Origin of the sequence: Candidatus Methanoperedens sp., from assembly GCA_012026795.1 — an archaeon.
In the GTDB taxonomy this organism is placed as follows: Archaea; Halobacteriota; Methanosarcinia; order Methanosarcinales; family Methanoperedenaceae; genus Methanoperedens.
In genome coordinates, this window is the sequence record VEPM01000030.1 from 23,998 (window position 1) to 50,911 (window position 26,914).

Annotated in this window: 30 protein-coding genes and 1 pseudogene; 19 read left to right on the plus strand and 12 right to left on the minus strand. The window is 41.2% G+C overall.

Translation table 11 applies throughout. From position 1 onward, the window contains the following. The first annotated feature begins 46 nt into the window (after window positions 1-46). The 5 genes from FIB07_14040 to FIB07_14060 all read left to right on the plus strand — a co-directional run bounded on the left by FIB07_14040 (window position 47) and on the right by FIB07_14060 (window position 3,549). Window positions 47-775: a DUF1624 domain-containing protein gene (locus FIB07_14040; protein ID NJD53975.1), complete on the plus strand. Its 729-nt coding sequence runs from the start codon at window positions 47-49 to the stop codon at window positions 773-775. Window positions 776-853: 78 nt separating this feature from the next. Then, the gene (locus FIB07_14045) at window positions 854-1,189 is read left to right on the plus strand and encodes a hypothetical protein (GenBank protein NJD53976.1); all 336 of its coding nucleotides are present in this window, start codon (window positions 854-856) and stop codon (window positions 1,187-1,189) included. 4 nt (window positions 1,190-1,193) lie between these two features. Then, complete coding sequence (locus FIB07_14050) at window positions 1,194-1,712, plus strand: nitroreductase family protein (GenBank protein ID NJD53977.1); 519 nt, start codon at window positions 1,194-1,196, stop codon at window positions 1,710-1,712. Between the two features lie 468 nt (window positions 1,713-2,180). Next, window positions 2,181-2,378 (plus strand): hypothetical protein, encoded by a 198-nt coding sequence (locus tag FIB07_14055; GenBank protein ID NJD53978.1) that lies wholly within the window; start codon window positions 2,181-2,183, stop codon window positions 2,376-2,378. Window positions 2,379-2,388: 10 nt separating this feature from the next. Continuing rightward, window positions 2,389-3,549 carry a HAMP domain-containing protein gene (locus FIB07_14060; protein ID NJD53979.1) on the plus strand — a complete coding sequence of 387 codons (1,161 nt, stop codon included), beginning with the start codon at window positions 2,389-2,391 and terminating at the stop codon, window positions 3,547-3,549. A gap of 59 nt (window positions 3,550-3,608) precedes the next feature. Here FIB07_14060 and FIB07_14065 read toward each other — a convergent pair whose 3' ends face one another. The 7 genes from FIB07_14065 to folP are packed head-to-tail and all read right to left on the minus strand — an operon-like array spanning window position 3,609 to window position 9,877. Continuing rightward, on the minus strand, window positions 3,609-4,793 hold the full coding sequence (locus FIB07_14065) for a hypothetical protein (protein NJD53980.1): 1,185 nt from the start codon (window positions 4,791-4,793) through the stop codon (window positions 3,609-3,611). A 50-nt stretch (window positions 4,794-4,843) separates the two neighbouring features. After that, window positions 4,844-5,650, minus strand: a complete 807-nt coding sequence (gene cofE / locus FIB07_14070) for a coenzyme F420-0:L-glutamate ligase (protein NJD53981.1) — start codon at window positions 5,648-5,650, stop codon at window positions 4,844-4,846. Beyond that, a complete protein-coding gene (locus FIB07_14075; protein NJD53982.1) occupies window positions 5,641-5,901 on the minus strand; it encodes a GxxExxY protein in 261 nt (86 codons plus the stop codon). The genes cofE and FIB07_14075 overlap by 10 nt, the downstream gene beginning before the upstream one ends. Next, complete coding sequence (thiC, locus tag FIB07_14080; GenBank protein ID NJD53983.1) at window positions 5,888-7,216, minus strand: phosphomethylpyrimidine synthase ThiC; 1,329 nt, start codon at window positions 7,214-7,216, stop codon at window positions 5,888-5,890. Before thiC ends, FIB07_14075 begins: the two co-directional genes overlap by 14 nt. Further along, window positions 7,213-8,091 (minus strand): methylenetetrahydrofolate reductase, encoded by an 879-nt coding sequence (locus tag FIB07_14085; protein NJD53984.1) that lies wholly within the window; start codon window positions 8,089-8,091, stop codon window positions 7,213-7,215. The genes thiC and FIB07_14085 overlap by 4 nt, the downstream gene beginning before the upstream one ends. Continuing rightward, a complete protein-coding gene (locus FIB07_14090; protein NJD53985.1) occupies window positions 8,088-8,711 on the minus strand; it encodes a hypothetical protein in 624 nt (207 codons plus the stop codon). The genes FIB07_14085 and FIB07_14090 overlap by 4 nt, the downstream gene beginning before the upstream one ends. 2 nt (window positions 8,712-8,713) lie before the next feature. Next, window positions 8,714-9,877 carry a dihydropteroate synthase gene (gene folP / locus FIB07_14095; GenBank protein NJD53986.1) on the minus strand — a complete coding sequence of 388 codons (1,164 nt, stop codon included), beginning with the start codon at window positions 9,875-9,877 and terminating at the stop codon, window positions 8,714-8,716. Between the two features lie 444 nt (window positions 9,878-10,321). Here folP and FIB07_14100 point away from each other — a divergent pair, with 444 nt between their 5' ends. The 7 genes from FIB07_14100 to FIB07_14130 all read left to right on the plus strand — a co-directional run bounded on the left by FIB07_14100 (window position 10,322) and on the right by FIB07_14130 (window position 16,188). Next, window positions 10,322-10,546, plus strand: coding sequence for a ribbon-helix-helix protein, CopG family (locus FIB07_14100; GenBank protein NJD53987.1), 225 nt, complete (start codon window positions 10,322-10,324; stop codon window positions 10,544-10,546). A gap of 45 nt (window positions 10,547-10,591) precedes the next feature. Then, window positions 10,592-11,746 (plus strand): cell division protein FtsZ, encoded by a 1,155-nt coding sequence (ftsZ, locus tag FIB07_14105; protein ID NJD53988.1) that lies wholly within the window; start codon window positions 10,592-10,594, stop codon window positions 11,744-11,746. 133 nt (window positions 11,747-11,879) lie between these two features. Next, window positions 11,880-13,544, plus strand: coding sequence for a dihydroxy-acid dehydratase (gene ilvD / locus FIB07_14110; protein ID NJD53989.1), 1,665 nt, complete (start codon window positions 11,880-11,882; stop codon window positions 13,542-13,544). A gap of 16 nt (window positions 13,545-13,560) precedes the next feature. Continuing rightward, window positions 13,561-14,442 carry a PhzF family phenazine biosynthesis protein gene (locus FIB07_14115; protein ID NJD53990.1) on the plus strand — a complete coding sequence of 294 codons (882 nt, stop codon included), beginning with the start codon at window positions 13,561-13,563 and terminating at the stop codon, window positions 14,440-14,442. Beyond that, entirely contained in the window at window positions 14,435-15,127 is a 693-nt protein-coding gene (locus FIB07_14120) for a hypothetical protein (protein ID NJD53991.1), read from the plus strand. Before FIB07_14115 ends, FIB07_14120 begins: the two co-directional genes overlap by 8 nt. 42 nt (window positions 15,128-15,169) lie before the next feature. Continuing rightward, window positions 15,170-15,880, plus strand: coding sequence for a class I SAM-dependent methyltransferase (locus FIB07_14125; GenBank protein ID NJD53992.1), 711 nt, complete (start codon window positions 15,170-15,172; stop codon window positions 15,878-15,880). Further along, window positions 15,877-16,188 carry a chorismate mutase gene (locus tag FIB07_14130; protein ID NJD53993.1) on the plus strand — a complete coding sequence of 104 codons (312 nt, stop codon included), beginning with the start codon at window positions 15,877-15,879 and terminating at the stop codon, window positions 16,186-16,188. Before FIB07_14125 ends, FIB07_14130 begins: the two co-directional genes overlap by 4 nt. On the opposite strand, the gene FIB07_14135 is transcribed toward FIB07_14130, so the two are convergent. Beyond that, window positions 16,137-17,102 (minus strand): class I SAM-dependent methyltransferase family protein, encoded by a 966-nt coding sequence (locus FIB07_14135; GenBank protein NJD53994.1) that lies wholly within the window; start codon window positions 17,100-17,102, stop codon window positions 16,137-16,139. The two genes, FIB07_14130 and FIB07_14135, sit on opposite strands and share 52 nt — an antisense overlap. Before the next feature lie 236 nt (window positions 17,103-17,338). Here FIB07_14135 and FIB07_14140 point away from each other — a divergent pair, with 236 nt between their 5' ends. Beyond that, window positions 17,339-18,127 (plus strand): diphthine synthase, encoded by a 789-nt coding sequence (locus tag FIB07_14140; protein ID NJD53995.1) that lies wholly within the window; start codon window positions 17,339-17,341, stop codon window positions 18,125-18,127. A 319-nt stretch (window positions 18,128-18,446) separates the two neighbouring features. On the opposite strand, the gene FIB07_14145 is transcribed toward FIB07_14140, so the two are convergent. From FIB07_14145 to FIB07_14155, 3 genes and pseudogenes are all read right to left on the minus strand, one after another. Beyond that, a complete protein-coding gene (locus FIB07_14145; GenBank protein NJD53996.1) occupies window positions 18,447-19,499 on the minus strand; it encodes a hypothetical protein in 1,053 nt (350 codons plus the stop codon). Between the two features lie 33 nt (window positions 19,500-19,532). Continuing rightward, window positions 19,533-20,090 (minus strand): annotated as a pseudogene (locus tag FIB07_14150) (hypothetical protein). Between the two features lie 166 nt (window positions 20,091-20,256). Continuing rightward, the gene (locus FIB07_14155; protein ID NJD53997.1) at window positions 20,257-20,913 is read right to left on the minus strand and encodes an IS200/IS605 family element transposase accessory protein TnpB; all 657 of its coding nucleotides are present in this window, start codon (window positions 20,911-20,913) and stop codon (window positions 20,257-20,259) included. Between the two features lie 744 nt (window positions 20,914-21,657). On the opposite strand from FIB07_14155, the gene FIB07_14160 reads away from it, so the two are divergent. After that, entirely contained in the window at window positions 21,658-22,053 is a 396-nt protein-coding gene (locus FIB07_14160) for a hypothetical protein (protein ID NJD53998.1), read from the plus strand. A gap of 36 nt (window positions 22,054-22,089) precedes the next feature. Here FIB07_14160 and FIB07_14165 read toward each other — a convergent pair whose 3' ends face one another. Beyond that, complete coding sequence (locus tag FIB07_14165; protein NJD53999.1) at window positions 22,090-23,265, minus strand: PLP-dependent transferase; 1,176 nt, start codon at window positions 23,263-23,265, stop codon at window positions 22,090-22,092. Between the two features lie 151 nt (window positions 23,266-23,416). Between FIB07_14165 and FIB07_14170 the strand changes: the two genes are divergently transcribed. From FIB07_14170 to FIB07_14190, 5 genes are all read left to right on the plus strand, one after another. After that, window positions 23,417-23,851, plus strand: a complete 435-nt coding sequence (locus tag FIB07_14170; GenBank protein ID NJD54000.1) for a metal-dependent transcriptional regulator — start codon at window positions 23,417-23,419, stop codon at window positions 23,849-23,851. Between the two features lie 11 nt (window positions 23,852-23,862). Beyond that, window positions 23,863-24,669 carry a cobalt ECF transporter T component CbiQ gene (gene cbiQ / locus FIB07_14175; GenBank protein NJD54001.1) on the plus strand — a complete coding sequence of 269 codons (807 nt, stop codon included), beginning with the start codon at window positions 23,863-23,865 and terminating at the stop codon, window positions 24,667-24,669. A 12-nt stretch (window positions 24,670-24,681) separates the two neighbouring features. Continuing rightward, window positions 24,682-25,575 (plus strand): ATP-binding cassette domain-containing protein, encoded by an 894-nt coding sequence (locus FIB07_14180; protein ID NJD54002.1) that lies wholly within the window; start codon window positions 24,682-24,684, stop codon window positions 25,573-25,575. A gap of 143 nt (window positions 25,576-25,718) precedes the next feature. Beyond that, window positions 25,719-26,387: a cobalamin biosynthesis protein CobM gene (locus FIB07_14185; protein NJD54003.1), complete on the plus strand. Its 669-nt coding sequence runs from the start codon at window positions 25,719-25,721 to the stop codon at window positions 26,385-26,387. Continuing rightward, complete coding sequence (locus FIB07_14190) at window positions 26,368-26,637, plus strand: hypothetical protein (GenBank protein ID NJD54004.1); 270 nt, start codon at window positions 26,368-26,370, stop codon at window positions 26,635-26,637. Before FIB07_14185 ends, FIB07_14190 begins: the two co-directional genes overlap by 20 nt. Window positions 26,638-26,914 lie beyond the last annotated feature (277 nt).

Here is a 26,914-nt window from a genome sequence, read left to right on the forward strand (position 1 = left end):
TAATACTGCTATCTTATTATTGGTAAACCCCTAAGAGGATAAATAAATGTCAAACAATCCCCTGCTCGAACAGGATAGAATACAGGCTATTGATTTTGTAAGAGGTATCGATATCGTTTTTATGGTTTTATTTAATTATTCTATCACTCTGGATTATTTCAATTTGATAAGTATACCGTCAAATTATTTATACCGATACATCCTTCCTGTTTCTATCGCTTCTATTTTTATTTTGGTATCAGGTGTCTCAGCTTATGTAAGTTACCAAAAACAAAAGGAAAAATTAACCAGGAAGTATTTCATACGGGGAATGAAGCTTCTTTTTTACGCAATATTAATAACCTTATTCACTTATGTTTTTGTACCCCGGAAAACCATATTTTTCGGGATACTGCATTTCTTTGCTGTTACCTCTTTTCTCATACCCGTATTTATAAAATATAATAAGCTGAATCTGATTGCCGGCCTATTGTTTATTCTATCGGGTGTTTATTTGCAGCAACAAACGTTCGGTTTTTCATACCTCTTCTGGCTTGGTTTTATTCCTGAAAGCTTTTCCACATTCGATTATTTTCCTATGATACCATGGCTGGGCGTGGTTTTACTTGGCATTTATTACGGGAAATATATCGCTGCGAAAATGCAAAAAATTAAATTTAATAGCAATTTTTCAAATATATTTAAATTTTTGGGTAAACATTCATTAACTGTTTATTTAATTCATCAGCCTCTTCTTATTCTCTTCTTAATCGTTCTTGGATTCAAATTATTTTAGCTGCTCAATAAAAATGGGCAGCATTGAAATTAGAGCGCTACGAAATAATTTAGTACATGGAAATGAATCTAAGAATCAATGAAAGATACGATTATTTCATTATTACAAAAAAACAGGAACAACATGTTCCTGAAAAATAAAATCGAGCTTAAATGCAAGTGTGGATTTTCAGAAAAAATTACTTACTATGATTTTCTTTCAGGCGGGGAATTTGATATCGGACAGACCATCCAGACTGTCAGTACATATATTTCCGAATCTATATATGAAGAAACGATCCGGGTAACGCCGCTTAATTTATCAAGGAAATGTCCGGTATGCGGAGAAAAAACTGCAGCAGTTTTCCCGATCTCAGTTGAAAATCTTATTCCGATGTTGAAGATGGCACCTCCTGATCCTTTGATGTATGGGTGATAAAATGGACACGATAGAAACAATAAAATCAAGACGCAGCGTACGTGGATTTACTGATGAAAATGTGAGTGATGGGATAATCACGCAAATCCTGGAGGCCGGAAGATGGGCGCCGTCGGGTTTGAATAACCAGGCATGGCGGTTTATCATAGTACGCGATTCCGGAACAAAGGTAGCATTATCAAATCTTACCAAATATGGCCCTACTATTAAAAAAGCACCCGTTTTGATAGTTGTTTTCCTGGACAAAGACCACATGTACCATTATGTAAAAGATGTACAATCAATAGGCGCATGTATCCAGAACATGCTTCTTGCCATCCATTCCCTGGGACTTGGGGGTGTATGGCTCGGCGAAATACTGGAGAATAAGGAAAAAGTCAATAAAGTCCTTGGAGCTCCGGATTCATTCGAATTAATGGCCGTAGTTGCCCTGGGGCATCCTGTTGATAAGAAAAGGCTTTCGGAGAGGAAAGAACTCGATCAACTTATTTTCCGGGAAAAATTCGGGAAAAGCTGGTAATGCATATCGTTTTTATTCAATCGGTATCCTATGATGATAATGATAATTAGAATTATATAATTAAGGGTTAATAATATATACCTTGGGAATTAATTACATATTGGTAACGGTTTGAATAATCGTTTACATAACAGGAGGAATAAAATGATAGTTTCACCATACTGCCAGAAACATGATATGGCTATAAGACTTCTAACTCTTTCGCATTGTGAAAAGCGGCAAGAGGAGGATTGCGAAGCCGGCCAGTGTGAGCACTTTGGAATGCGGTTTTATTCCAAAAATGGTTATTAATTTTAAACCATTTTTTGTTTTTTGTTAATAATTTCAGGAATTTAATCCTGTTTTTAATTGAATAATAAATAGCGCGTGAATTAAGCGTCACACGTTGATCACACACAAATATAAAAGGTTGTTCACCACTTTTCTGGTTAATCCATTTGAGATATATTATATTTCAGGAGGAAAGTAATGGGTCAATTATTTGAAATATCTAAAAAAATTGATGAAATAATAACGCAAAAGGGTTTAGACAAACTTCCCACCAGGGGAAAGATAGGCTTGAAATCAGGCATTTTGATGGCTTTTAATGAAAAAACACCGGATGATCCTGAAAAGATACAGAAAATAAAGAGTGCAGCCTCAGAAATACTCGGGGTAAGCATTTAGGAGTTAAATTATGAGAATAAGTGTAAAATTCAAACTGCTTCCAATAATTGTAATAGGTATCGCGCTCCTCACGGGTATATTTTATTATACCTTCGTTAATGCCGAGGAAAGGAACCTGCACGCTGTAAGCGATGATTCAATAAAAACTTCAAAAGAAATGTTTTACAACCTTGAAAATAATGACATTAAGGTGTTATCAAGCACATTGCAGGCTTTTCTCAGTAATAAGGAATTAAAAGAAATATACTTAAAAGGCAACCGGACTGACCTGAGCAATTATGGACAGCCCATATTCAGCCAGTTAAGACAGGATTTCGGGATAACGCACTTTTATTTCCATTATCCGAATGGTACAAATTTCCTCAGGCTTCATAGCCCGGCACAATTCGGTGATAAGATAACACGAAAAACCTATGAGAAATCAGTAGAGTCGAAAGGATACGGAACAGGACTTGAGCTGGGTAAGACCGCATTTGCATTAAGGGTAGTGCACCCGTATTATAATGGTCCGGATCTCATTGGATACCTGGAACTGGGTGAAGAAATCGACCATTTCCTTAAAGATATGAAAAAGCAAACAGGAAATGAATTCGGTATTTTCATTAAGAAAGAATTTATAAAGCGTGAAGACTGGAAATCGCTCAGGGAAGGAAAGGGATTGAAAGATAACTATGATGATCTTAAAGATTATGTAGTCATAGATACAACAACCGAATCGATAGCGACTTTTGCCGCCAACAGCGAAGACAAACTGGCACAAACCCCTGCTGACGGGGACATATTCGACAAATACCAGGCTGGATCTTCCACTTACATTATAGGTGGCTTCCCATTGCTGGATGCAGGTGGAAAAGTAGTCGGAACGATCGTTGTCGTGAAGGATGTTTCAATTCTTGAGAATGCGGCAAGAGAAAGCACATCGTTTGTGCTTATCGTATCCATCATCTCAGCCATATTAGTGAGCTTAATAGTTGTAATTCTTGTGAATAAGTACATTCTCAAGCCTCTTGATAACATAGTGGATGCTACCACAAAGGTCGCAGGAGGAGATTTTACAGCAGAAATCAAAGCACAGTCCGATGATGAGATCGGGGATCTTGCGGTTATGATCGAAGGCTTCAAGAAGATACTTATCGGAACCGCACAAGACCTTGAAAAAGCGCAAAGGTAACGAATAAAAACCGCATTTGAACCGCAGGTATTGCGTTTATCTGCGGTTCATTTTTTTAATTATTCGTATCCTGCAAACCTTACCTGTGTCAGTTTCCTGTGGAATTCCGTTTTTCTGATAAGGTCATTCACCGCACGGGCGGCTTCTAATCCGTCTTTAACAGGCAAACCCCAGATGTTTCTCCCATATATGCCGCCTTCTGCACCTGCTTTCATGACAATTTCCGTTTGTTTTACAAGACTCTCTGTGGGATTACCCGGCAGTTTAGGCCCGCCTGAAAAAATAACAATAGAATGAGGAGCGGCCTGCACAACAATGCTTGCCCTGAATATTTCCTGGTCTGCTGTCAATGTGGTTTCTGCGTTTTTGGGTTCAAGGTATTTGTAAGCGATCATACTTGAGTTCTTTTTTGCAAGACCCTCTATATGCGAATCGTATGCTCTCCGGTTGTCAGGCTTTACCTTTGCCGGATATTTGGTCTTGACAATATCTGCTCCCAGTAATCCTGAGGCTATCGAAACAGCATAATGTGTCCAGTACAGGCTGTCAGCCTGCGTCACACCCTGGAATTCACCTTCTTTGTCCTTGAATCTGGTTTTCTCATCTAACCCCGGCCCCCTCGCATAGGCCCAGACCACAGCAACAAGACCTGCATCATGAGCCTTCCTTATGATCTGGGCTGCTCTCTCAAGGTCTGCTTTTATGTGTTCTCCCCCCGGATATATTGTCAAGCCGATAGCTGACGCACCATACTTGAGTGCTTCTTCAATTGTGCCCACAGTTGACATAAACCCGGCGCTCTGTGGCTGCGAAATGTGTCCATCGATCTTGTATATCAAAGGAATATCAGGCCTGAATAAGTGCTTGAACTGCCTCACATTGCCAGGATGCAGGACATATCCTGAAAAATTACCGCAATTCACAAGTTCTGCAACAGACCGCATGTCTGCCGAGCCTTTTCCCCTTAAATTTATTTCGTCTGCGTCTGAGTCATCGTTTTCCCACAGGAATTCATGACCGGGGCCGTGCTCGGAGCTTTTCTGGTCAAAAGGCATGAAAAGTGCTGTACCGTTCCCGGGGCCATGGGAATAAAGCATGCTGTAAAGATTTGCTTCAACTCCGGGTTCTAAAAACTGCATTTTCTCAAGTCTTGGCCTTAAAGCTACATTTTTCCCAATATCGATTTCGAGGTCAGCTTCATCAATATGTTTCTTAGAATTCATTAATGTTTGAACAAATGCCATAATTCCCTCAATTTTTAGATGTTTTCTTCTTCCTTAAATGTTTCACGATATTAAAAATTTATGGTATTACATTTATTTCCCGGCTTATTAGGAACTTTATTTCCGGTCTTGTCAAAACAGGCAAAATAAAGACATTCTTCTCTCGGTATCTGCGGGATATCCGGGCTGCCATCTATGAATACGACAGGCGCATCCCGGATAAGCACTGCGGGAGTGCTCTCATCGGCCTCACCCATGATTATTTGCGCTGCAGAAACAAGGTTATCCGCAGTTGCGCGCCTTGTAATTAAAAGCGGTTTACCAAATAAGTCTTTGCGTCCCCTGATATCCTCGACTGGCTCTATACCCGCACAGCCAAGCGCAATGCCCACACATCCAAGACGCAGGGGCTGCGTTCGGCTATCGCCCACAATTACTGCGATATTGCAATTGTATTTTTTCATAAGCTTCCTGCGTATCCCGATTGCGCTCTTCCTTGGATCGGCCGGAAGCAGCACCACATAGCCTTCGGGAGCATTTGAATTATCGATCCCCGCACTTGGGGAGAGTACACCTTTTGTAATGGTCACAACCACACCAGGAATCCCCCCAAGGATCTCATCAGATTCCCTTATGATCAGCTCCATTTTCCGCGGGTCATTTTGATAGATCTCTGAAAGTTCAATGGCTTTTTCAGAGGGTTTTACCGTATCTAACTTCACAACCCGACCTTCTGCGGTTGCTACAGCCGATTCGGCAAGAACAAGAATATCATTTTCCTGCGGGGTTATGCTTGTGGTTTTCATGGCATTGCTGAGCACTTCTGCGATATCATCGCCAGGTACTATGAGAGGTGTTTTTATTCCGATTAATTGCATGTTGTTAACCTCATAGTATTATATGACTCTGGCCTGTTTGGGTAGAATTGAAATATCACCGCAAAGAACGCAAAGAGCGCAAAGATTGTGGTAGCTAAGATTTGCGTTATTTGATATTCGAGTAATTCATTAAGTAATAATTCATGGCAAAGACATTCCTCATATGTTGATTCCAGCAACCCGGGCCCCAATGTCCTATGTACTTCTATCGCTGCTCCCCCTATCTTATTTGATAATTCATTCTCGTCCATTCTTTGCGTCCTTTGCGTTCTTTGCGGTGAAATAGGTTTTTATACAGTTAATACTGCTGAACTCCTTCATAATTTTTATAGCACAAAAATCCCCGCACATTGTGCAGGGGCCTTCGGAAGGCGCCAATTCCCTTGCCCTGTCGCTATCAATAGCATATTTCATCTGTCCCTCCCAGTCAAGCATAGCCCTTTTTCCTGCAAGGTTCCTGTCCCTTTCATCAGGCCCGTATTTTATTGAGTCACCGATATGCGCTGCTATCTTAAAAGCAATGAGACCTTCCCGGACCTGTTCAGGGCCTGGAAGACCCAGGTGTTCGGATGGAGTTATATAACACAGGTAATCAGCGCCCGCCCCGCTTGCCAAGCTCGCGCCAACGCTTCCTGCAATATGGTCATACCCGACTGCAACATCAGCAGGAAGCGGCCCCGCAACAAAAAGAGGATGGCAGGATTGTTTTTTATGGAACCTGACATACCCGGCTATCATGTCAGCGCGGACGTGTCCGCCCATTCCTTCTATTATTACCTGGACACCAGCCTCATTTGCAGTTTTTGCAAGTTTTACATTCTGTTTTATCTCTGCAATCTGCGCTTTATCCCTTTTATCATGTATGCATCCGCTTCGCATGGTATTCCCAAGCGAGAGCACAATATCATGTTCCCTGAGGATTTCCAGGACCTCCTCAAAATTCGAAATAAAAGGATTTTCACAACCATTAAGCATCATATAGGCGCTTGTTATTGATCCGCCTTTTGATACAACACCCATTATGCGTTTTCCTTTTTTCATAATATCAAGTGTCTTTCTATCGATGCAGTGAAGCACAAAAGAACTGATACCTTCATCAGCCTGCTGTTTTAAGTTCTTGATGAAATCATCACAATTAATGTTCCCGATACCTTTTTCTGCCGCTGCCTGGTAAATCGGGACAGTTGTTATGGGAAGAGTTGTATTCTCCATCACCAGCTTTCGAATCATGGAGATATTCCCGCCCATGGAAAGATCAGTTATCGTGTCAGCTCCATACATCTGGGCAATGCGGGCTTTTTTCACCTCTTCATCGGGATCGATCTTTAAGGTAGATGTGCCTAAATTCACATTGACTTTTGTTGACAGGCCCTTACCGATGCCAACGGATACATTTTCTTTAGTATTTTTATTATTTCCCCTATAATTTCCCCTGGTCATTATTACGATACTTCCCTCTGAAATACGCGAAATCAGGGTATCGATATCGATATTTTCAGTCCTTGCGACCGCTTCCATTTGTTTTGTTGCTGTTTGTTCCCTTGCATGTTCAAGCTGGGTTTTCATATTAAATCCGCCATTTCGAGCAACTTTTTCGTATTTTCGTGGTTTCCGACAGGCATTATATGGATACCGTCACACATTGTTCGTAATTTTTTTATTATTTCGGCAGTAATTCTCATGCCTTCAACTTCAGGATCTTTTGCATCTTTTATCTGTTTGATCATATCATCAGGAACTCTTATACCGGGAACCTTGTTGAGAAAAAGCGCGCTTCTTTCTGATCGTAACGGTATTATCCCGGCTATTATCTTTATTTGTTTTGATTGTGTTGACCTTATTTCGTCGGCTCTTTCCATAAATCCAGAAAATTTTTCTACATCAAATACGGCCTGTGTTTGCAGGAAATTTACTCCCATTTTTATTTTTTTCTTAAGCTTAATAAGCCCTGCTTCATTTAATTCAGTATTTGTTACGGCACCCACGCAGAAATCCGTCCTTCCATCCAGTTTATTTCCTGAAAGATCAACTCCCCTGTTAAGTTCCCGTATCATTCCAAGAAGCTGCACAGAATCAAGATCGTAAACAGGTTTTGCTCCCACATGGTCGCCTTTTGAAGGATGATCTCCTGACATCACGAGTACATTTCCAATTCCAAGAGCCGAAGCACCGACAAGCTCAGACTGGAGCGCAAGCCTGTTCCTGTCCCTGCAAGTGATGTGCATAATTGTTTCAAAACCTTTTCCCTGGAGGATACTGCATGCTGCAATAGGACTCATTCTCATTACAGCCCTCTGGTTATCAGTCACATTTACAGCATCAGCTATATCTTTTAATAACGCAGCATCCCTCAACATCCGTGATGTATCTGTCCCTTTCGGAGGGCTGATCTCTGCTGTGATTATGAATTTTCCCGATCGTAATTTTGAAATGAAGTTCAAGCTTTTTTCACCCTGGTTTTCAAGTGGTCTTTTGGTTCATGGATATTTTCAATGTTTTCAAGTTTCCCGAGCTCTTTTAGCCTTTCAAATATCTTATCCCAGGCGCATAAGCGTTCATCCACTTCGCATTTTCCCTGAACTGCGCCGCCGCATGGCCCATTTAAAAGACTTTTTGCACACCGGATAACAGGACATATTCCACCGTATAACCAGATTGTGCAATCCCCGCACATGCCGCATTGTTCTGTCACCACTTCATTACAGCATACTCCTCCGAGGGATTCTGTATCAAGAGCAGGATAAACCTGCTTTCCCGCAAATCCTGAGATCACAGAAACGCCTCCCCCGCATGACATTACAAGAAGTGCATCAGCCTTATTGATACCCGGATTCTGTGACAATACATCGGCCCATGAAGTGATGCTGCAAGCCGAACTTAAAACCGTCCATCCCGTGATGTTTTTTCCTGCATCTTCAAGTTTTTTTTTCATTTCCAGCACTTCAGGTTCCCCGCCAGCGCGCTGTTTTTTCGCGCATTTACCGCAGCCGATTATGAATATGTCTATCTCACCCAGCATCTGCAGGATATTATTGAATTCTTTTTGCCTTGAAATTATCATTCTTATCTTGAATACCTGAAAACAGTATCTTTATTCTTATTCATCAATTCTGTCAGCATATCTGCAATTGTGGGAAGTTCTCTTACTTGGTGGCGTATTTTACTTATAAGACGCTCAACCTGGAGCTGGGTTCCTGAAATAATGAGGCTCACCTTCTGGGTTTCATGAGAAACAGCCTCTCGCGGAAGGGCTGCATCTCCTCCTCTTGCCAGCATCTCCTGCTTGATTATTAATGCTTCTGTTGTGCTTATATTATTTATCAAAATGTTCAGGATCAATGTCTTTTTCTTCATTACATGACTTCCGGTTGAGGTCGCGCCTATTGATAACATCGCTTTCTGGCAATCGTCAATATTTTTAATTTCAAGCAATTCCGCTTCAATACTTCCTGATCTGGCTTCAGGAATCCTTGATCTTGCAGCCTGAGCAACCCTGACCGCATCTACAGTTGGCGCTACATCATGAGTCCGTATTATGTGCGCCCCGTTTCTTACTGCGATTGCAGTTGCTGCAAGGCTTCCATAAAGCCTCTCTGTTGCAGGTTTGTTCAATGTTTCCCCGATGAATGATTTTCTGGATATTGCTGCTAATATGGGTTTATTAAAAATCCTGAGTCTTTTGAGATTATCAATTATTTCATAATCATATACCGGGAGTTTTTCAGGAGTCCATTTTCCAATAGCCGGGTCAATGATAATTGAATCCGGTGAAATCCCACGATGTTGCGCCCGTTCAATTATTCTTTCCAGTGACTCCATTATCGCATCCATTCCCACTGGGTCACCCGGAATATTATTGCTTGCCATTAATATCACAGGGCAGGCGTATTTTCCAGCAACGTCCATCATTTTTTCATCAGCCGTGAAGCCGCTCACATCGTTTATTATTTTTGCGCCTGTTAAAAGTGCTTCTTCTGCAAGGCCTGAAAACATCGTATCCACACTAACCGGTACCGGGATATCCGCAAGCGCACGAACAGCAGGTATCAGGCGCGAGCGTTCTTCATCTTTTGATATTCTGGCAGCAAGAGGCCAGGTTGAACGTGCGCCAATATCGATAATATCTGCGCCTTCATCTATCATTTTTAGGGCAGCATCGCGCACATGAACGGGTGAAACCACGGAATTCCTGTAAAATGATTCTTTGCTGAGGTTAATTACTCCCATTATCCTTACAGGTTGATTGTCCCCTACTTTCAATCCTGCAATGGTTTTTTCTATCACGTTTTAACCTAATACTTTTTACAGTTATAAAAATGTAACCTTTATGTTTTTATTTTTAAAAAATTCAAAAAGCAGGCTGCATGATTTCTCATGAATTTCTTTTAATAATTGGGACAGTTCAAGCTGATTAAAAGTAAAATGCTCAAAATTACATTCAAATCTTGAGTTTGTGTATATCGAACTGAAATCATCATTCTATGATTATTATGACAACATCATATCGATACTTTTATATATCTTTGCGTCAGACAAAGTGTCAGACAAATGTCATACAAGTGGCGTACAAAAGGCGTACACATGTATGCACTCTGATGAACCCGTCTAAAAAAGATAAAAACGTGAAAAATCTCAGGGTTTATCATTCCTCCCACAGGGAGTTACCAAAATATGCAAAGAGTAACACTAAGGCTCCCGGAACAGCAATTAAAAATGATCGACATGTTAGTTGAGTATGGTGAATTTCCGTCCGCTAGCGAAGCAATCAGGACGGCTATAAGAGACCTAATCGATCAGCGAAGTGAAAAATTGGTTGGCAGGATGCAATTGTTCGATAAAGCAAAAGAGCAGTCAAAGAATGCAGAGTCATTCTTGCTCTTAAAAGAGGAACAATAGAAGGAATAATAGAAGGAATACAAAAAATCATCTGAGGGGATGAATATGGAATCATTTGTACAGGACGCATTAAAATTCAAAGAAAAGGAAACGAATTTCAAGCAGGCAGCATGCGGCTCGTCTGAAGAAATAGATGAATTTGGAACACCAAAGATCGTAGTAGTCGGATGCGGTGGGGGCGGTAATAATACAGTAAATCGTCTTTATAATATCGGCGTTGCAGGCGCAGATACTATCGCAATAAACACAGATAAGATCCACCTGGATATAATCCAGTCAGATAAAAAAATCCTGATCGGCAAATCAATAACAAGGGGATTGGGCGCAGGCGGGTTCCCGGAAGTTGGAAGAAGAGCAGCAGAACTTGCAAGGGGAACACTTGAAGATGTACTAAAGGATGCAAATCTGGTATTTGTAACAGCAGGAATGGGCGGAGGAACAGGAACAGGCGTTGCACCGGTAGTTGCACAGGTAGCAAAAGACCAGGGCGCAATTGTAATTGGAATGGTCACAAGCCCGTTCAAGGTAGAGCGCTCAAGGATGTTCAAAGCTGAGGAAGGCCTGGATGAACTGAGAAAAGCAGCAGACACAGTAATAGTCCTTGATAATAACAGACTGCTGGATTACGTCCCGAACCTGCCAATAGACCAGGCATTTTCAGTAATGGACCAGTTGATATCAGAGACTGTGAAAGGTATTACAGAAACCATTACCCAGCCATCATTGATAAATCTTGACTACGCAGATGTCAGGGCTATAATGAAGGGCGGAGGACTTGCAGTAATGCTTGTCGGCGAGGCAAAAGGACAGGATAAGGCAAAAGAAGTTGTAAGAGCTGCTTTAAACCACCCGCTGCTTGATGTGGATACGAAGGGCGCAACCGGATGCCTGCTCCACATAACCGGTGGGACTGATATGTCTCTCCACGAGGCAGAACAGATTGCTTCATCACTGACTTATGAGCTTGACTCCCATGCAAACGTTATCTGGGGCGCAAGAGTAAAGAAGGAGTACGAGGGCAAGGTACGCTGCATGGCGATCATGACAGGTATCCACTCAGCCCAGATCATGGGACCAAAGGGAGACAGCATGCCAGTGAGAAACAGCGCTTCTTCGGTCGAAGAGAAAATCAAAGTGGCTGTAGCAGCTACCAGGAACAATAGCAGGAACAGGGGTTCAATAATAGACCAGATCCTGTGATATCCTGCAATTTAGACAAAAGGGTACTAAAGACATAGATCCGGCAATATTTTTGCCGGATTCTTTTTTTGGCTGGCGATTTTTTTACCAGCGGTATATTTAAAATATTTGAACTCATCTACGAACGGGTATCATGAGAAGCGATAATATCAAAAAAGGACTTGAGCGTGCCCCCCACAGGTCTTTATTAAAAGCTGTAGGGCTGACAGACGAAGAAATGTCTTTGCCTTTTATCGGGGTTGTAAATTCCTGGAATGAAGTTATACCAGGTCATATTCATCTTGATAAGCTTGCGCAGGCGGTAAAAGCCGGAATCCGGATGGCTGGCGGCGTTCCATTTGAATTTAACACAATCGGGGTATGCGACGGCATAGCAATGGGGCATACAGGTATGAAGAACTCCCTTCCGAGCAGGGAAATAATAGCAGACAGCATCGAAATGATGGTGGAAGCGCACCAGTTCGACGGAATGGTCATGATACCAACATGCGATAAGATCGTCCCCGGACATCTCATGGCTGCCGGGCGTATCGATATACCCACTATAGTTGTAACAGGCGGGCCTATGATGCCAGGCATCGTTGGTGATGAACCCCGCGATGTAATATCACTTTTTGAGGCAGTGGGAGCGCGCCAGAATAATAAGATATCAGACCGGGAATTGAAGATCCTTGAGGATTGTTCCTGCTGCGGAGCGGGTTCATGTGCAGGATTGTTCACTGCAAATACCATGGCCTGTGTGACTGAAGCGCTTGGCCTGAGTCTTCCCGGATGCGGGACAGCGCATGCAGTGGATGCAAAAAAAATAAGGATCGCAAAGCAGTCAGGTATGAAAATACTTGAACTTGTTGAAAAAGGAATAACAGCACGATCCATAGTGACTCAGGAGTCCCTTAACAATGCAATACGCATTGATATGGCAATCGGGGGGAGCACAAATACTGCGTTGCATTTACCAGCAATAGCCCTTGAATACGGCCTTACCCTCCCGCTTTCTATATTCGATGAGATCAGCAAGGAGACACCACACCTGATCAACCTGCGGCCAGGAGGTAACCGGTATCTGATCGACTTTGAACGCGCGGGAGGAGTTCCTGCAATACAGGAACGCCTGCAATCAAAACTTTATCTGGATACGTTGACAGTTACTGGAAAAAATCTCGATGAGAACCTGAAAGAATACAGTATCATAAATCCGCGCGCAAACAGGGAGATCATTGCAAGCCTTGATTCCCCCGTACATGCAGAAGGCGGGATCGCTGTATTGAAGGGAAGCCTTGCTCCGGACGGCTCTGTAATAAAACAGACAGCAGTCAGCCAGAAGATGTTAAAACATTCAGGACCTGCCCGTGTTTTTGAGAGTGAAGAAGAGGCAATGGCAGCCATAATGGCAAAGAAGATCAAACCAGGTGATTGTCTTGTGATCAGGTATGAGGGACCAAAAGGGGGTCCGGGAATGCGAGAGATGCTTTCCCCGACAGCAGCAATAGCTGGCATGGGACTTATTGATTCTGTGGCTCTCATTACTGATGGCCGGTTCTCCGGCGGAACGCGGGGGCCATGTATTGGCCATGTGTCACCCGAAGCAGCAGTAGGAGGCCCAATAGCACATGTGCGGGAAGGAGATACAATCGAAATAGACATACCGGGGCGTATGTTGAACCTTAATATCTCAAAAGAAGAGTTTGAACAAAGGCAAAGATCATGGAAACCACCCGCGCCAAAAGTCACAAAAGGCTATCTTGCACGCTACCAGAAAATGGTGGGATCGGCGGATAAGGGCGCTGTGATAAAGTAGCTGTCATATCAAAAAAATGGGAAATCTTACCTTCTATATATTGGATGTATTTGCAGAAGAGAAATTCGCAGGCAATCAGCTTGCGGTTGTGAAAAATGCAGATAGACTTTCGGATACCAGGATGCAGCAAATTGCCAGGGAGATCAATTTTTCCGAAACTACTTTTATTCTGTCAGATAAAAAAAGAAATGGCGGGTATGATGTTCGAATTTTTACCCCGAAAGAGGAGGTTCCCTTTGCTGGTCACCCAACACTGGGGACTGCTTATGTAATACAAAGCAAGATTATCAGGAAACCCGTCGAAACCGTAATTCTTAATTTGAAGATCGGACAGATCCCGGTCAATCTCAATGATGCAAGAGGAGTTTTATGGATGAAACAGATGCCTCCGACATTTGGTATGGTTTTTAATCAAGATAAAATCTCAAGCGTTTTGAATGTCGATGCTTCAGATATTGACCACATATATCCGATACAGGAAGTTTCCACAGGATTACCAGTCATCATAGTTCCCCTTAAGACTCTGGAGGCTGTGAAAAAGAGCAGGATCGACATGGAAAAATACTCTGGATTAATAAGAGATTCCGATGCAAAAGCGCTTCTGGTTTTCTGCCCTGAAACGATAAAGGTGGAAAATGACATTAATGTCAGGGTTTTTGCGCAATATTATGGTGTACCCGAAGACCCTGCAACAGGAAGCGCAAATGGCTGCCTTGCCGGATACCTTGTGAAATACGATTATTTTAAAAGCAGGAAAATCGATATTCGGGTTGAGCAAGGATATGAAATAGGAAGGCCATCATTGCTCTATTTGAGAGGAGAAGAACAGGCCGGGAAAATAGAGGTATTCGTGGGTGGAAAGGTGCAGATGATCGCAAGGGGAGAATTCGATGAATAAACATATGGATGTGAAAACAGTCGTCCTTATAGGACGGACATTTGATGAATATTATAAGATGTTCAATCTTGATAATGAATTGCTGAAAAATGAAATCTTCCTTGATGCAGCATCAGGTGTAAGTTCTTTCTGCGCAGAAGCAAATGCAAAAGGATTCAATGTAACTGCTTCTGATAAAATATATTGCCTTCACCCGGATGAAATCGAGACTAAATGTGAACAGGACCTTGACTCAGTTATGCAGCAGATGCCAGCTATCGCCGATATTTATTTATGGGATTTTTTCAAGGATATCCAATCATTAAAAGCCAACAGGGAAAAAGCATACAGATCATTCCTGGAAGATTTCAAGAAATATGGGATAAAAAGATATAAACCAGTCGAATATCCCATAACGGATTTCAGGGATGAACAATTTACTGTGTCTCTTGTATCCCATTTATTATTTCTTTATGAAGACAAACTGGATTATGATTTCCACAAGAAAACAATACAGGAACTTTTAAGAGTAAGTTCCAGGGAAATTCGTATTTTTCCGGTCGTAAATTTTAAAGGAATCAGATCAGGATATATTGAACTTCTTGTGCGTGATCAGGGTTTCAGGAATTTGAAGATATCAATAAAGAGAGTTGGTTATGAATTTATGAAAAATGCTAATGAGATGATGATAATAAAAAGAAAATAACAGTGTAAATAAAAAGGATTTAACCGGTTTTAAGAAGGAAATATGAAATCATATCCAGGCTGGCAATACAATGAAATGAAGCAGGTAGGTACTGACTACAATGATCCTGCCCAGGTTGAGATATATGATTCGCAAATGGGAAAGTTGAGAGACATAAAAAAAGAGAATGAAGAAATTATCAAGGCTCTTAATCTCACTAATGACCAGACTCTTATTGAATTCGGTACAGGTACGGGAAATTTTGCAATTGATGCTGCAAAGCACTGCAAAAAAGTATTTGCTGTAGATGTTTCTCCCCGGATGCTTGAATTTGCTCAAAAAAAGGCTGATATGAATGGAATAAAAAATATTGAACTTCTAAATGCAGGATTTCTGACTTATGAACATTCAGGAGCGCCAGCCGATGCAGTCGTTTCACAACTGGCGCTCCACCATCTTCCTGATTTCTGGAAATTGATAGCCCTGAAACGTGTTTTTGGAATTCTAAAAAACGGCGGGAAATTTTTCTTGAAAGATACTGTTTACTCTTTTGATGAAAATACCCATGAGGCTTTTTTTAATAATCTAATTGAAATAATCAGGAAAGCCGGAGGGATGCAGATTGCAAATGATCTGGAAACCGGGATCAGGGATGAATATTCAACACTTGGCTGGATCATGGAAGCACTGCTTCTGCGGGCTGGCTTTACAATACATGAGAAACAATATTCGGAAGGTCTTATTGCTGTTTATTTATGCACAAAGGAGAAATGAGTTTGTCAGAATGTAAAAGCATCGAAGAAGTACGTGAAAACATTAACAGGATCGACCGGGAAATAGTTGAACTGATATCGCAAAGAAGCCGCTACGTGGCGCAGGCTGCAAAATTCAAGAAAACGGCGCAGGATGTGAAAGCTCCCTCACGTGTGGAAGAAGTAATATCAAAAGTGAGGGGCATTGCAGTTGAGCATGATCTTGACCCTGATATTGTGGAGAAGATTTATCGCACAATGATTTCATGCTTCATAGATTATGAAATTACCTTAAAATCAATGCAAACATTATACTGGTATGGCGCATAAGGTCTTACGATTCTGCGGTCAATGGGACATACCCGAAGACCTGATTTCCTCGCATAAGCTTCAATCTCATTGATCAGGCCTTCAAATAAATCATCTTTGTGTGAAATTGCATAAAAATGTATTATCCCGCCTTTTTTAATTACCCCAAAAGCGCTATCAATGAACTCTAATCCGCTGTGCGGAAGGTTCATAATAACGTGATCCGCATCCGAAATTCCTTTGGCTTCTTCCCTTGCATCGCCTTCCCTTATCTCGATATTCTTAATCTTATTGAGCCGGATATTTTCCCTGAGGTATTTAATTGCCACAGGATTCTTATCAACAGATATCACCTGCGCGTCGGGAAATTTTTTTGCAATAGGGATGCTAAAAGGCCCGATACCTGCGAACATATCAACAACTTTATCGCCATTTTTTACCTGGTCTCTTATCCTTATCCTTTCAGTTGACAATCGCGGCGTAAAGTACACCTGTGTAACATCAAGAAGGTATCTGCATCCGTTTTCCCTGTATATGGTCTCAGTTTTTTGCTCGCCTGCGATAAATAAAAGCTCGCGTGTCCGGTATTCTCCACAAACCGCACTTGTTGCCTGGAATATTGTTTTTATATTCTTATGATGCAAAAGGACTTTTGCAATTTCCGGCGCATTTTTTTCATGCTGGTCAATAATAGCAATATTCCCTATTAACTCATAAGCGCCAGGAACTTGAGTTAAGGGATTTTCATACTGTGCAATTTCAAATATATCTTTTCCCGATACCCCCAATCCCTCGACAGGCTTTAAAACCGGAATTAATAAGTATCGTCCATCTGGTTTAATTTTTAAGTTATTATCAAGGAGACAAAGCTCGATTAATTTCTTCCTTGACAATTCACCTTCGGTTTTTGGTACCCTGATACACAGGGATTCCATCATTTCTGGTTTCACGAGGAATATCGTTTAAATTATTTCGCCAGAAAAACTGTTTCAAGCAGCAAAATAGTCATTATGATTCCAGCCAGGATGGCAATATATCCCAGGATGCTTCCTATTGTGAGACCTATACCGTTTAGATTTTGACCTATTTCCATCGCTTTAATAAAGCATACTTAATTTTTATAGTTTTCTATGGTAAGACTTACAAATGATAGATTCTATATAATAGAATTATGCTTACATTTATCGGACTTGGGCTTTATGATGAAAAAGATATAACAGTAAAAGGATTGGAATCTGTAAAAAACGCTGATGCAATCTATGCTGAATTTTATACATCCAATCTTATCGGTACTTCCATAGAAAAAATTGAAAAATTCTATGGAAAGAAATTGATCATACTTTCACGGGAGGAAGTTGAGCTGGAACCTGTCTGGCTATCACGGGCAATCAATGAAAATGTGGTATTCCTGAGCGGGGGCGATGCTATGGTTGCGACCACGCATATTGATCTTCGCTTACGTGCAAAAGATATGGGCATCGAATCTGCGATCATCCATGCTCCATCGATCTATTCGGCTGTTTCGGGATTAAGCGGGCTTCAAAATTACAGGTTCGGGAAATCCACCACAATCCCGTTCCCTTATACCAGGAATGAAAAGACGATCATATCCGAAGCTCCGTATGATACAATAAAAATGAACCGGAAAAATGATCTGCATACTATTGTTTTTCTTGATATTGACCGCGAAAAAGGCTTTATGGATATTAGAAAAGCTGTTTCCCTTCTTCTGGAAATGGAAGAAAGACGGGGTGAAGGTGTGCTTGTAAATGCTCTTGCAATTGGTATTGCACGCGCCGGTTCCCCATCGCCCACAGTTCATTCGGATTATCTTGAAAAAATAAAAGAATATGATTTCGGAAGTCCGCTGCATACACTCTTGATTCCTGCCAGCCTCCACTTTATCGAGGCTGAAGCGCTTGTAAAATTGTGCGGCGCTCCGCCGGATATTTTGATATAAGATTATTTTAATTTCCTTTTTTCTTTGGCAAGTTTCTTCTTGGCTTCACCGCTGCCGGATGCTGCCAATTTTTCAAGTTCCATTATTTTTTCCTTGCGATCACGTTCTTTTCTTTCCATAATCTTTTTAGACATTGCCATGGTATACATTTTCTGTGTTTAAAGTATATAAATCCTTATTCCTGAAATATCATGGACAGGTTGATTGTGTGGGAGTGTTATGGAAAAAAGTTATTCAACCTGCCCTTAATAGGTTGTATGATCATCATTATACTTATATCTTGCTATCGTATTCTTGTTATTTGGAAATTATACCTTCGTCAAGCATAGAAACTACTGAATCTACTGAGAAATTCTACAATTTTCTCAAAAATACTTTTTTCCGGTTCTTTCGTAACATTCTCCTGATCATGTACTGCTACCCAGCCGCCACTGCTAATTTGGGTATTAAAATCCGGTGTCTCAGCAGGTTTTGGCGTGGCAACCTCTGTTGGTTGTGCTCCAGGGGGTATGTAATATACTCTTTCAATAATATAGTCGGACCTAGAACTTTTTGGTGCTGCCGGAACACTGGTAGCAACCGGAGGATTAGTGATTATTGGCTTTACCCCAAAATAATCCGATAGTGTACGTACATCAACATTTTTACTCTTTAGATAATTGCTGACCTTCTGAAAATCTGATGTCGTGAATTCTGTTTCTGCATTTGTAGCATTTGCAGAAAGATTATCTACTATTTTGTGGAAAGCTAATATTAATAATCCATTGGTCGCAATTGTATTATTGATTTGATTTATAATTGTAGCATCATTGTCCTGTCCACCTATAACTTCATAACTTTTAAGGGTATATAAATCCGGACTACTCAAATTATAGTGCGTATTGTTTGAAGTTGAAGGGTCAATTGTTCTTGCCGCAACATACCCATTGGCTTTTAACGCTGTTATTACATTAGAGTTATGGTCTCCATACGGATATGCCAAAAACATCGCACCTCTTGGATATCCATTTGCATTCAACCAGTCCCTGCTTGCATTCAACTCATAATTTAATGTTGTATTATTCGCTGTTGTGAGGGCTATGTGCGAGTATGTGTGGCTTGATATATCCCAGCCTGCCGCATATAGTATGTTTAACTGGGATCTTTGAGTAAAGTCTGACCATCCTCCTAATATCGGGTCAATAATGACAAAGTCTACACCCTTTTGACCGTTAGCTTGCATTATTGGATATGCCTTAGTATAAACAGACAACCACCCATCATCAAAGGTTATTATTACTGTTGGTCTTTCTGCTGCCCCTATCATGGTTAAAGCTATTAAACAAATCGTAATTCCAACTAATATTCTCATTTTTCTCATAAATCTACTCATATTATTTTTATTTTAATATTTTAATGTTGTTTATCAATTCCAGGAAATCTGAGACCGGGTAATTATTTCTGTCCATGGGCCATCTGGCACATCTCCGGATTCGATAAATTGCCAGTCTACCTTATCAATATTCTCCAATCCCAAATAATCCCGGACCGCAGGTGAAACATCCAATCCGGCATTATCATTTATATCGTTTTTTGGCTTACTATCGCCAAAAACATAGTCAATATCATCTATTTCAAATGGACCTACATCCTCCCATTGCGCATAAGCACTTTTATCTTCTTTATTTATCTTTATCCATTTATTTTTGCAAATCGGTTCGCAAAAAGATTCTTTCGATTTGTTACTTCCATTTATGTCAAAATCATTATAAGGTAACGCAAAATAAAAAGGATTTTCCTTTGGAATAAACTTGCCTGGATAGAAATCGTTTCTATCATAAGGATCGTCTATTCCACCAAAATGATCTTTCCAATTACTATCCCATGCACTCTGGCTGTTCTGGATATAATTATTTTCATCAGTTGCATTTTCTCCGATCCAGAAAATTGTTACAGTAATGTCTTTATGCAAGGTATATTGATTGTTGCTCTTGTTCACGCATCCGCTTAGAGCCACTAAAAGAAAAAGGAATACATGGACTGGTCGCATTTTTCCTCCTCTTTTCGGACATCTCCCAGAGAGATCACCATACGTCAACCTTTGATAATGGTGATGTTTAATAAATGCTTGCGTTGTGAACTACTCCAGCCTAAAGGCATGGGGCGTCTTGCGTCATCATGGCTCTATTAAGTCCACTCAGACAAGCGTTAATTCCCGCAGTTCCTGCGGTACTTGATCTTTTCAATATATTGATTGCAGCGTTATGATCCCGATCCAGAATAAGACCACAAAAAGGACATGAGTGTATCCGAACTTTCAGGTCTTTGGGAACTGGACTATGGCATCCGCTGCAATTCTGAGAAGTATTTCTGGGATTGACCAGTTCAACAACATTACCAGCGTATGCTGCTTTGTAATTTGTGAACTGGATCAACTGATACCAGCCAGCATCGGATATAGACTTGGCAAGATGATGATTCTGCGTCATGTTTTTAATCTGCAAGCCCTCAAATACGATGTGATTGTAGGTATCTGCAAGCATTCTTGATATTTTATGAGCGAAATCTTTTCTCTGGTTTCTTATCGTCCTGTGTGTTCTGGCTACAATGGTTTTCTGTCTTATCCTGTTATTGCTCAGTTTCTTTTTTCTTGAAAGCCTTATCTGTTCCCTTGTTAATTTCTTTTCCGATGCTCTCAGGAATTCAGGCGGTTTAATCTGTTCTCCGTTGCTCATTGTTATCAAAGACGATAGACCAACATCTATTCCTGTTTTGGTTTTGATTTCAACAGGTACAGGATCATCCATTTCTATGGAAAAAGTGACATACCACTGATCAACGTCTTTTTTGATCGTACAGGTTTTTATCTTGCCCTCTATTTCCCGATGCTGGATTATTCTGATAGAACCGATTTTTGAAAGAATGAGTTTTCCGTCTTTAATTCCAAAACCGGACTGTGGATATGTGAAAGAATTGTACCTGTCCCTTCCTTGAAATCTCGGATAACCAAAGCCATTAAAGAAATTCTTGAAACTTCTATCTACTCTTTTGAGAACATTTTGTAGTACCTGAGAAAATACTTCTTTTTGATGTGATTTTTTATTGGCTGCCGTTGCTTTTTGTTGTTCATAACAGCTTATCCATTCCGGTTTTCCCCAAGAGCAAACATCAAATTCTTTTCTTAATCTGTTAAGTTCTGCTTGTCGTTTACGTTCTGCAAGAGCATCATTATTGAAACGCTTTTCTCATGCTTTTTGCCGGTTTCAATTCAGATACATATATTATTTATGTGAGTAATGTGAAAGTATTTCAAGGGTACGATTCACCCAGCCCTTCAAAAGGGCTGGCGTTCTCTACCCTTGACCTACGATGTAAAGTTTTCAATGCTCATTTATAGGTAGAAATGTATTTATTGTATGATAATCATGATTATTATATACAGGCATTTTTGCCATTTCCATAAACACATCTCTCTGATGCCTGCCAATCATTAAATCCTCTGGAATTAATAATAACCAAACATCAGTCCGTAATAAAAGAAGAAGATAATTATGACCCAAACAAAGAAAAGCATGATACGAGGGAAACCTGAGCGGACGACTAATGAACCGGAACACAAAGAGAATTTATCGAATATTGGGACAACAATAATAAAAGAACCGGTAATAGGTTTCGTCGTCTCGGCAGCTGAAAGAGACGATGGCTCTAAATTTCTGTGGGTTACCCCGATATCATTGAACTGGGAAGGTTTGCTCAATGATGAAGACCTGGATGCTCTTGTATCTAAGGCATCGGTGCTTGGTGTTTTACCTGCACCAGCCGAATCATATAAAGTATTTGGGTCAGATGCCCGGGATAATGAACTAAAAGCGCTTGGATTTGAATTCAAAGGATGTTATCATCCTGAATGGATAAAGGAATTCAAAGATAAGTTAAATCTGGATTAATAAATGATTGATCAAATTAATTTAATTCAGCGCTTCCTATTGAATAGCCCCAAGCGCCTGTTCCAGATCATGGATAATATCACTTACATCTTCAAGGCCAACTGAAAGACGAATAAGTTCATCCGAGATCCCGTATCTTATCCTGTCCTGCCGCGGAACAACTGCATGGGTCATCGTGGCAGGATGCTGGATGAGCGTTGCAGTCTCACCAAGGCTCACCGCCAGCGCGCAAAGCTTGAGGGAATCAAGAAAAAGAGGCACATCTTTTGCATCTTCCAGTAGAAATGCCATCATGCCGCCAGCTCCGCTTGCCTGTTTTCTTCCGAGCTCGTACTGCGGATGCTCAGGGAGTCCCGGATAAATTACGCTTTTAACCAGGTCATGTCCCTGCAGGAATTTTGCAACTGCCGTTGCATTCTGGTTATGCCTGTCCATGCGGATAGGCAGCGTCTTTATTCCCCGGATGATGAGCCATGAAGAGAACGGGGTGATGGAGCCGCCAAAGTTCTTTGCCGTATGCCTTGCTGATTTTATGTAATCCGAAGAACCCACAATTATCCCGCCAAGCGTGTCGCCATGCCCGTTCAGGTATTTTGTGGCGCTATGCACAACCACATCTGCGCCAAGCATAAGCGGCTTCTGGAGATAAGGAGTCAGGAATGTATTATCAACCATCACAGCTGCGCCTTTTTCATGGGCAATATCGCTTACGGCTTTGATATCTGTAAGCTTCATCGTGGGATTGGCCGGGGATTCAAAGAATACAAGTTTAGTATTCGTGCGAAAAGCTTCTTTTACATTTCGCGGATATGATGTATCGGTAAAAGTAACATCAACGCCATAATCTTTAAGTCCAGCGAACAGGTCGTATGTGCTTCCGTATATCACTTCATCGGCTATCACATGATCACCCCCTTTGACAGATGTGAAGACGGCCGTGGAAATTGCCGCCATGCCTGTTGTTTGCGCAAGCGCAGCCTCTCCGCACTCAAGGTCTGTCATTTTCTTCTCAAGCACTTCAGTCGTTGGGTTCAGGCCGCGTGAATACACATATCCTTTTTCACGCCCGCCCATCAGGTCTGCTGCGTGGGCTGCGTTCTTGAATTTAAATGGCGCTGTCTGGTAGATCGGGGTTGTGACTGACCCCGTGTCTTCATGTTTTTCTCCGGAATGAATGGCGCGTGTGGAAAATCCTGGTTTTTTTAGGTTCATTTAATCGTCCCTGTCTTAAATTTCTCTTTTGCCCGGGTATAAATACCTGTTTATAAGGACGCTTGCTATGACTTTAAATGTCTCGTTTCAAAAAAATTTAAGTTTGGGGGATGCCCAAAATTATTTATCTTACATAAGCGTATCTCATCCTATGAGATGCATTGATGGTCTTGAATTAAGCCCGAAGAAAAGCGAGTATTTGAAGTACATACTGGAGAAGGGGGGTATTGTACATACGACTGATATTTCGCAGCATTTTAACCTTGATCCTTCAACTATAACCAAGACCATTCAGGAGATGTCGCCGACTAACCTTATCGAACATATCCCGTACAGGGGAGTACAATTAACAGCAAGGGGCAGGGAATTCGCTGAATTCCTGGTCAGGCGGCACAGGATTATAGAATTAATGCTTTCACATTATGGGCTGACGGCACAGGAAGCCTGTGAGGAGGCTTTAAAGCTCGAAGGGCTCATGTCAAAGGATATCGTCGATAAGATATGCAGTTCCCTGGGACATCCCAACATGGGTATATGCGGCAGGATCAAGCATGATACATGCTGCTGCTGCCCTCCTGATAATTAATGGGGTATCAGATGAGCGAACTTTCACCCCATATACCAGACCTTGACCTTATCACTTTTTACAGTGAAAAAGGCACTTCATTTTTCTCCAGGATAAGCCCCTGGACAAAGGCATTAATTCTTTTGCTTATCATAATCTTCGTATCAATAGATAAAAGCCTCATACTGGCAGTGTGCCTTTACCTGGTCGTTTTTTCATTATATGGTTTATCGGGTCTGCCAATCAAAAAATTGTTCCAGTGGTATATGATGCCCTTTATATTTGTTCTGTCATTGGCGCTCATATTAATGTGGAACGAACCTGGGAATCCAATATTTTCCCTGGGGATTCCTTACTTTTCGCTTACTCTCACGGACAACGGACTGCTATTGATGCTTACGCTACTGTTTAAATCAATGGCATCTATGACATACTCTTTATTTTTTCTTATGACCACCAGGTACAATTATTTCTCGGCCATGATTTACCGGGTTTTCCCTTATCCGATCGATCAGGTATTTCTTATGTCATACAGGTTTATCTTTACGACTTTAAAAATGCTCGAATCCATGATCAAAGCCCTCAGGTCAAGAGGTGGTGGCCTTCTAAAAAGTATGCGCAGGCAGAGCAAGATGTTTGCCGAAGTATTCGCCCTGACAATGATACGGTCATACGATAGGGCTGAAAGGATCAATAAGGCCATGGAAGCGAGAGGTTTCAACGGGAGATATGTTGCTGCTACAGGGATACCTGTAATTAGCATGGGTGAATACTTTACTATGTTTGTGGTGACGATATTGATGATTTATCTAATATACTTCGTTAAATTACCATTTTAAAGAGCGATCTGAATGACAATCTCGAAACAAATTGAAATAAAACATGCCTGTAATGCCTGTCCACCTGGTGCGAAAGAACTCATTCACGTTGATTGTGTAAACCACATTTACCCTGATGGAAGCCATGGTATTCATGAAATGTGTTTCAGGGTGCTTGAAAAAGAGATCGTGGCTTTATGCGGCCCTAACGGATCCGGCAAGTCAACGCTCATTGAGCATTTGAACGGATTGCTGCGCCCCAGCAGCGGCAATGTCACAGTTATGGGAAGAAAGCTGGATTTGAGTCTCGTAGACATATGGAAAGATGTCGGGGTTGTGTTCCAGAGGTCGGATGACCAGCTTTTTGCGCCAACGGTATTAGATGATGTGATGTTTGGCCCCATAAACATGGGCGTTGGTATTGAACAGGCAAGAACGGAAGCTATGGACGCATTAAAAGCAGTCGGCGCCGAAAAGCTATCTGATAAAATGCCGGGCTATCTTAGCGGTGGCCAAAAAAGGCTGGTTTGCATTGCGGGTGTTCTTGCCATGAAGCCCAGGGTAATAGCAATGGATGAGCCTACATCTGATCTTGATTCATTACACGCTGAAATAGTAGAGAATATCATTCTTAACTTAAGAAATAACCATGGTATCAGTATCGTTATAGCGACACATGATCTTGACATGGCAGCGAGGATATCAAATCGTGTTTGCATCGTAAAAGATGGTTCAATTATAGCAGAAGGGAAACCTTCTTCTATATTTTATGATAGGGAGCTCCTGGAAATGTCAGGGTTACGGCAGCCCAGGGTTGTCCAGATCTATGAGGGAATAAGAAAAGAAATGGGTATTGTTATGGATAATTACCCCCTGACTTCTGAAGAATTGATCAAAAACATTTCCCGGATGATAAGGCAAAGATAAATCCCTCTCACATCAAGCAGGATACGCAAAGTCGCAAAGAACATTGCCGGGCTGCTTTGTAGCAAGGTTTGGGGTATAGCCAAACATTTATATCAATGGTTAGCACAATTGATATTATTATATTGATAGCAAAGAGGTAACGCATGGCGCATGTACATCTCCCGGACGGGACATTTTCAATTCAATGGATAATAATATGGTGGATTCTGGCCATCATAGTCATAAGTTTATGCCTGTATTGGTTGAAGAAAATCAGGAAAATTGACAATAAATCAATAACGCTGGCAGCGATGTTAACTGCCGCTTCTTTTGCGATATTCCAGGTCAGCATACCTTTGTTTGGGGGTGTACACATGAACTTGACACCGCTTATAGGCATACTTGCAGGGCCGGCTATTGGCAGCATTATTGTTTTCATCGTAAACATATTATCGGCTGCAATAGGTCATGGCGGATGGGGCCTGATAGGCGCAAACATACTCGTCAATATGACTGAGGTTATGGTTTCATATGCTGTATATAAGGCCCTTGGAAAGCTGAATCTCGATACGTTCTCAAGAGCCGGAATTGGAACGCTTATCGGACTTCTTTTTGGGAACATTGCAATGATATTGATAATTCTCATATCGGGAATACAGGGTGTTAACCAGGATATCACAACTACTCTCTATGGACTATCGCTCATTGCTGCTGTAAACATGGGTGTTGCAATAATAGAGTCCTTTATTACCGGGTATGTGGTATCATATATTAAGAAGGTCAGGCCCGATATGGTCCCGGAGGTGAATACTGTTGGAGCAGCCTCAAAGTAATAAGAAAGGGATCATTTTATTCGTGGCGATTGTGGTTATATTCCTGATCTTAAGCGCTTTTGCCTATATTATTACAGGGGATAAAGGGATAGAAGAACGTTTTTCAAATGCCGTAGGACTGCCGGATGAACCTGAAAGCGGCGATAACGGGTTTTTTGGCTTCACAATAGAGGGTAACCGCCTATCTTATATAATTATATTAATTTTTATTGTGGCCATAACGGCATTAATATATAAATACGGGATGTGAAATATCCTGCAAAAAATTGTTCAAAAATTAAACTGTCGTTCCTTGATCTGTAGTGTGTCTCCATTTTGATTATTATCATAATCGTAATTTATCTGTATATATAGATATATATTATCGAATAACATTGTTTATTACGGTGCTGAGTGAGATTGGTGGCTTTACCTCCAAAATTAATAAGAAAGATCTTCACCTCAATACTTCTATTCCTGCAATCTCATGCACCTGTTTAAAATCCTCTCCCCTGTATCTAATACACAACTCCGAGCCCACGAGACAA

What these genes read in the sequence shown, in the direction of transcription:
- FIB07_14135 (NJD53994.1), bottom strand. Translation starts at nt 17,102, where the DNA reads ATGGAATCCCTGTGTATCAGGGTACCAAAAACCGAAGGTGAATTGTCA.
- thiC (NJD53983.1), bottom strand. Translation starts at nt 7,216, where the DNA reads ATGAAAACCCAGCTTGAACATGCAAGGGAACAAACAGCAACAAAACAA.
- FIB07_14140 (NJD53995.1), top strand. Translation starts at nt 17,339, where the DNA reads ATGCTTACATTTATCGGACTTGGGCTTTATGATGAAAAAGATATAACA.
- FIB07_14130 (NJD53993.1), top strand. Translation starts at nt 15,877, where the DNA reads ATGAGTTTGTCAGAATGTAAAAGCATCGAAGAAGTACGTGAAAACATT.
- FIB07_14185 (NJD54003.1), top strand. Translation starts at nt 25,719, where the DNA reads ATGGCGCATGTACATCTCCCGGACGGGACATTTTCAATTCAATGGATA.
- ftsZ (NJD53988.1), top strand. Translation starts at nt 10,592, where the DNA reads ATGGAATCATTTGTACAGGACGCATTAAAATTCAAAGAAAAGGAAACG.
- FIB07_14125 (NJD53992.1), top strand. Translation starts at nt 15,170, where the DNA reads ATGAAATCATATCCAGGCTGGCAATACAATGAAATGAAGCAGGTAGGT.
- FIB07_14075 (NJD53982.1), bottom strand. Translation starts at nt 5,901, where the DNA reads ATGGACGAGAATGAATTATCAAATAAGATAGGGGGAGCAGCGATAGAA.
- FIB07_14050 (NJD53977.1), top strand. Translation starts at nt 1,194, where the DNA reads ATGGACACGATAGAAACAATAAAATCAAGACGCAGCGTACGTGGATTT.
- FIB07_14145 (NJD53996.1), bottom strand. Translation starts at nt 19,499, where the DNA reads ATGAGTAGATTTATGAGAAAAATGAGAATATTAGTTGGAATTACGATT.
- FIB07_14055 (NJD53978.1), top strand. Translation starts at nt 2,181, where the DNA reads ATGGGTCAATTATTTGAAATATCTAAAAAAATTGATGAAATAATAACG.
- FIB07_14060 (NJD53979.1), top strand. Translation starts at nt 2,389, where the DNA reads ATGAGAATAAGTGTAAAATTCAAACTGCTTCCAATAATTGTAATAGGT.
- FIB07_14120 (NJD53991.1), top strand. Translation starts at nt 14,435, where the DNA reads ATGAATAAACATATGGATGTGAAAACAGTCGTCCTTATAGGACGGACA.
- FIB07_14165 (NJD53999.1), bottom strand. Translation starts at nt 23,265, where the DNA reads ATGAACCTAAAAAAACCAGGATTTTCCACACGCGCCATTCATTCCGGA.
- FIB07_14115 (NJD53990.1), top strand. Translation starts at nt 13,561, where the DNA reads ATGGGAAATCTTACCTTCTATATATTGGATGTATTTGCAGAAGAGAAA.
- ilvD (NJD53989.1), top strand. Translation starts at nt 11,880, where the DNA reads ATGAGAAGCGATAATATCAAAAAAGGACTTGAGCGTGCCCCCCACAGG.
- cofE (NJD53981.1), bottom strand. Translation starts at nt 5,650, where the DNA reads ATGCAATTAATCGGAATAAAAACACCTCTCATAGTACCTGGCGATGAT.
- FIB07_14090 (NJD53985.1), bottom strand. Translation starts at nt 8,711, where the DNA reads ATGATAATTTCAAGGCAAAAAGAATTCAATAATATCCTGCAGATGCTG.
- folP (NJD53986.1), bottom strand. Translation starts at nt 9,877, where the DNA reads ATGGGAGTAATTAACCTCAGCAAAGAATCATTTTACAGGAATTCCGTG.
- cbiQ (NJD54001.1), top strand. Translation starts at nt 23,863, where the DNA reads ATGAGCGAACTTTCACCCCATATACCAGACCTTGACCTTATCACTTTT.
- FIB07_14155 (NJD53997.1), bottom strand. Translation starts at nt 20,913, where the DNA reads ATGGATGATCCTGTACCTGTTGAAATCAAAACCAAAACAGGAATAGAT.
- FIB07_14045 (NJD53976.1), top strand. Translation starts at nt 854, where the DNA reads ATGAAAGATACGATTATTTCATTATTACAAAAAAACAGGAACAACATG.
- FIB07_14065 (NJD53980.1), bottom strand. Translation starts at nt 4,793, where the DNA reads ATGGCATTTGTTCAAACATTAATGAATTCTAAGAAACATATTGATGAA.
- FIB07_14040 (NJD53975.1), top strand. Translation starts at nt 47, where the DNA reads ATGTCAAACAATCCCCTGCTCGAACAGGATAGAATACAGGCTATTGAT.
- FIB07_14180 (NJD54002.1), top strand. Translation starts at nt 24,682, where the DNA reads ATGACAATCTCGAAACAAATTGAAATAAAACATGCCTGTAATGCCTGT.
- FIB07_14100 (NJD53987.1), top strand. Translation starts at nt 10,322, where the DNA reads ATGCAAAGAGTAACACTAAGGCTCCCGGAACAGCAATTAAAAATGATC.
- FIB07_14170 (NJD54000.1), top strand. Translation starts at nt 23,417, where the DNA reads ATGAGATGCATTGATGGTCTTGAATTAAGCCCGAAGAAAAGCGAGTAT.
- FIB07_14160 (NJD53998.1), top strand. Translation starts at nt 21,658, where the DNA reads ATGACCCAAACAAAGAAAAGCATGATACGAGGGAAACCTGAGCGGACG.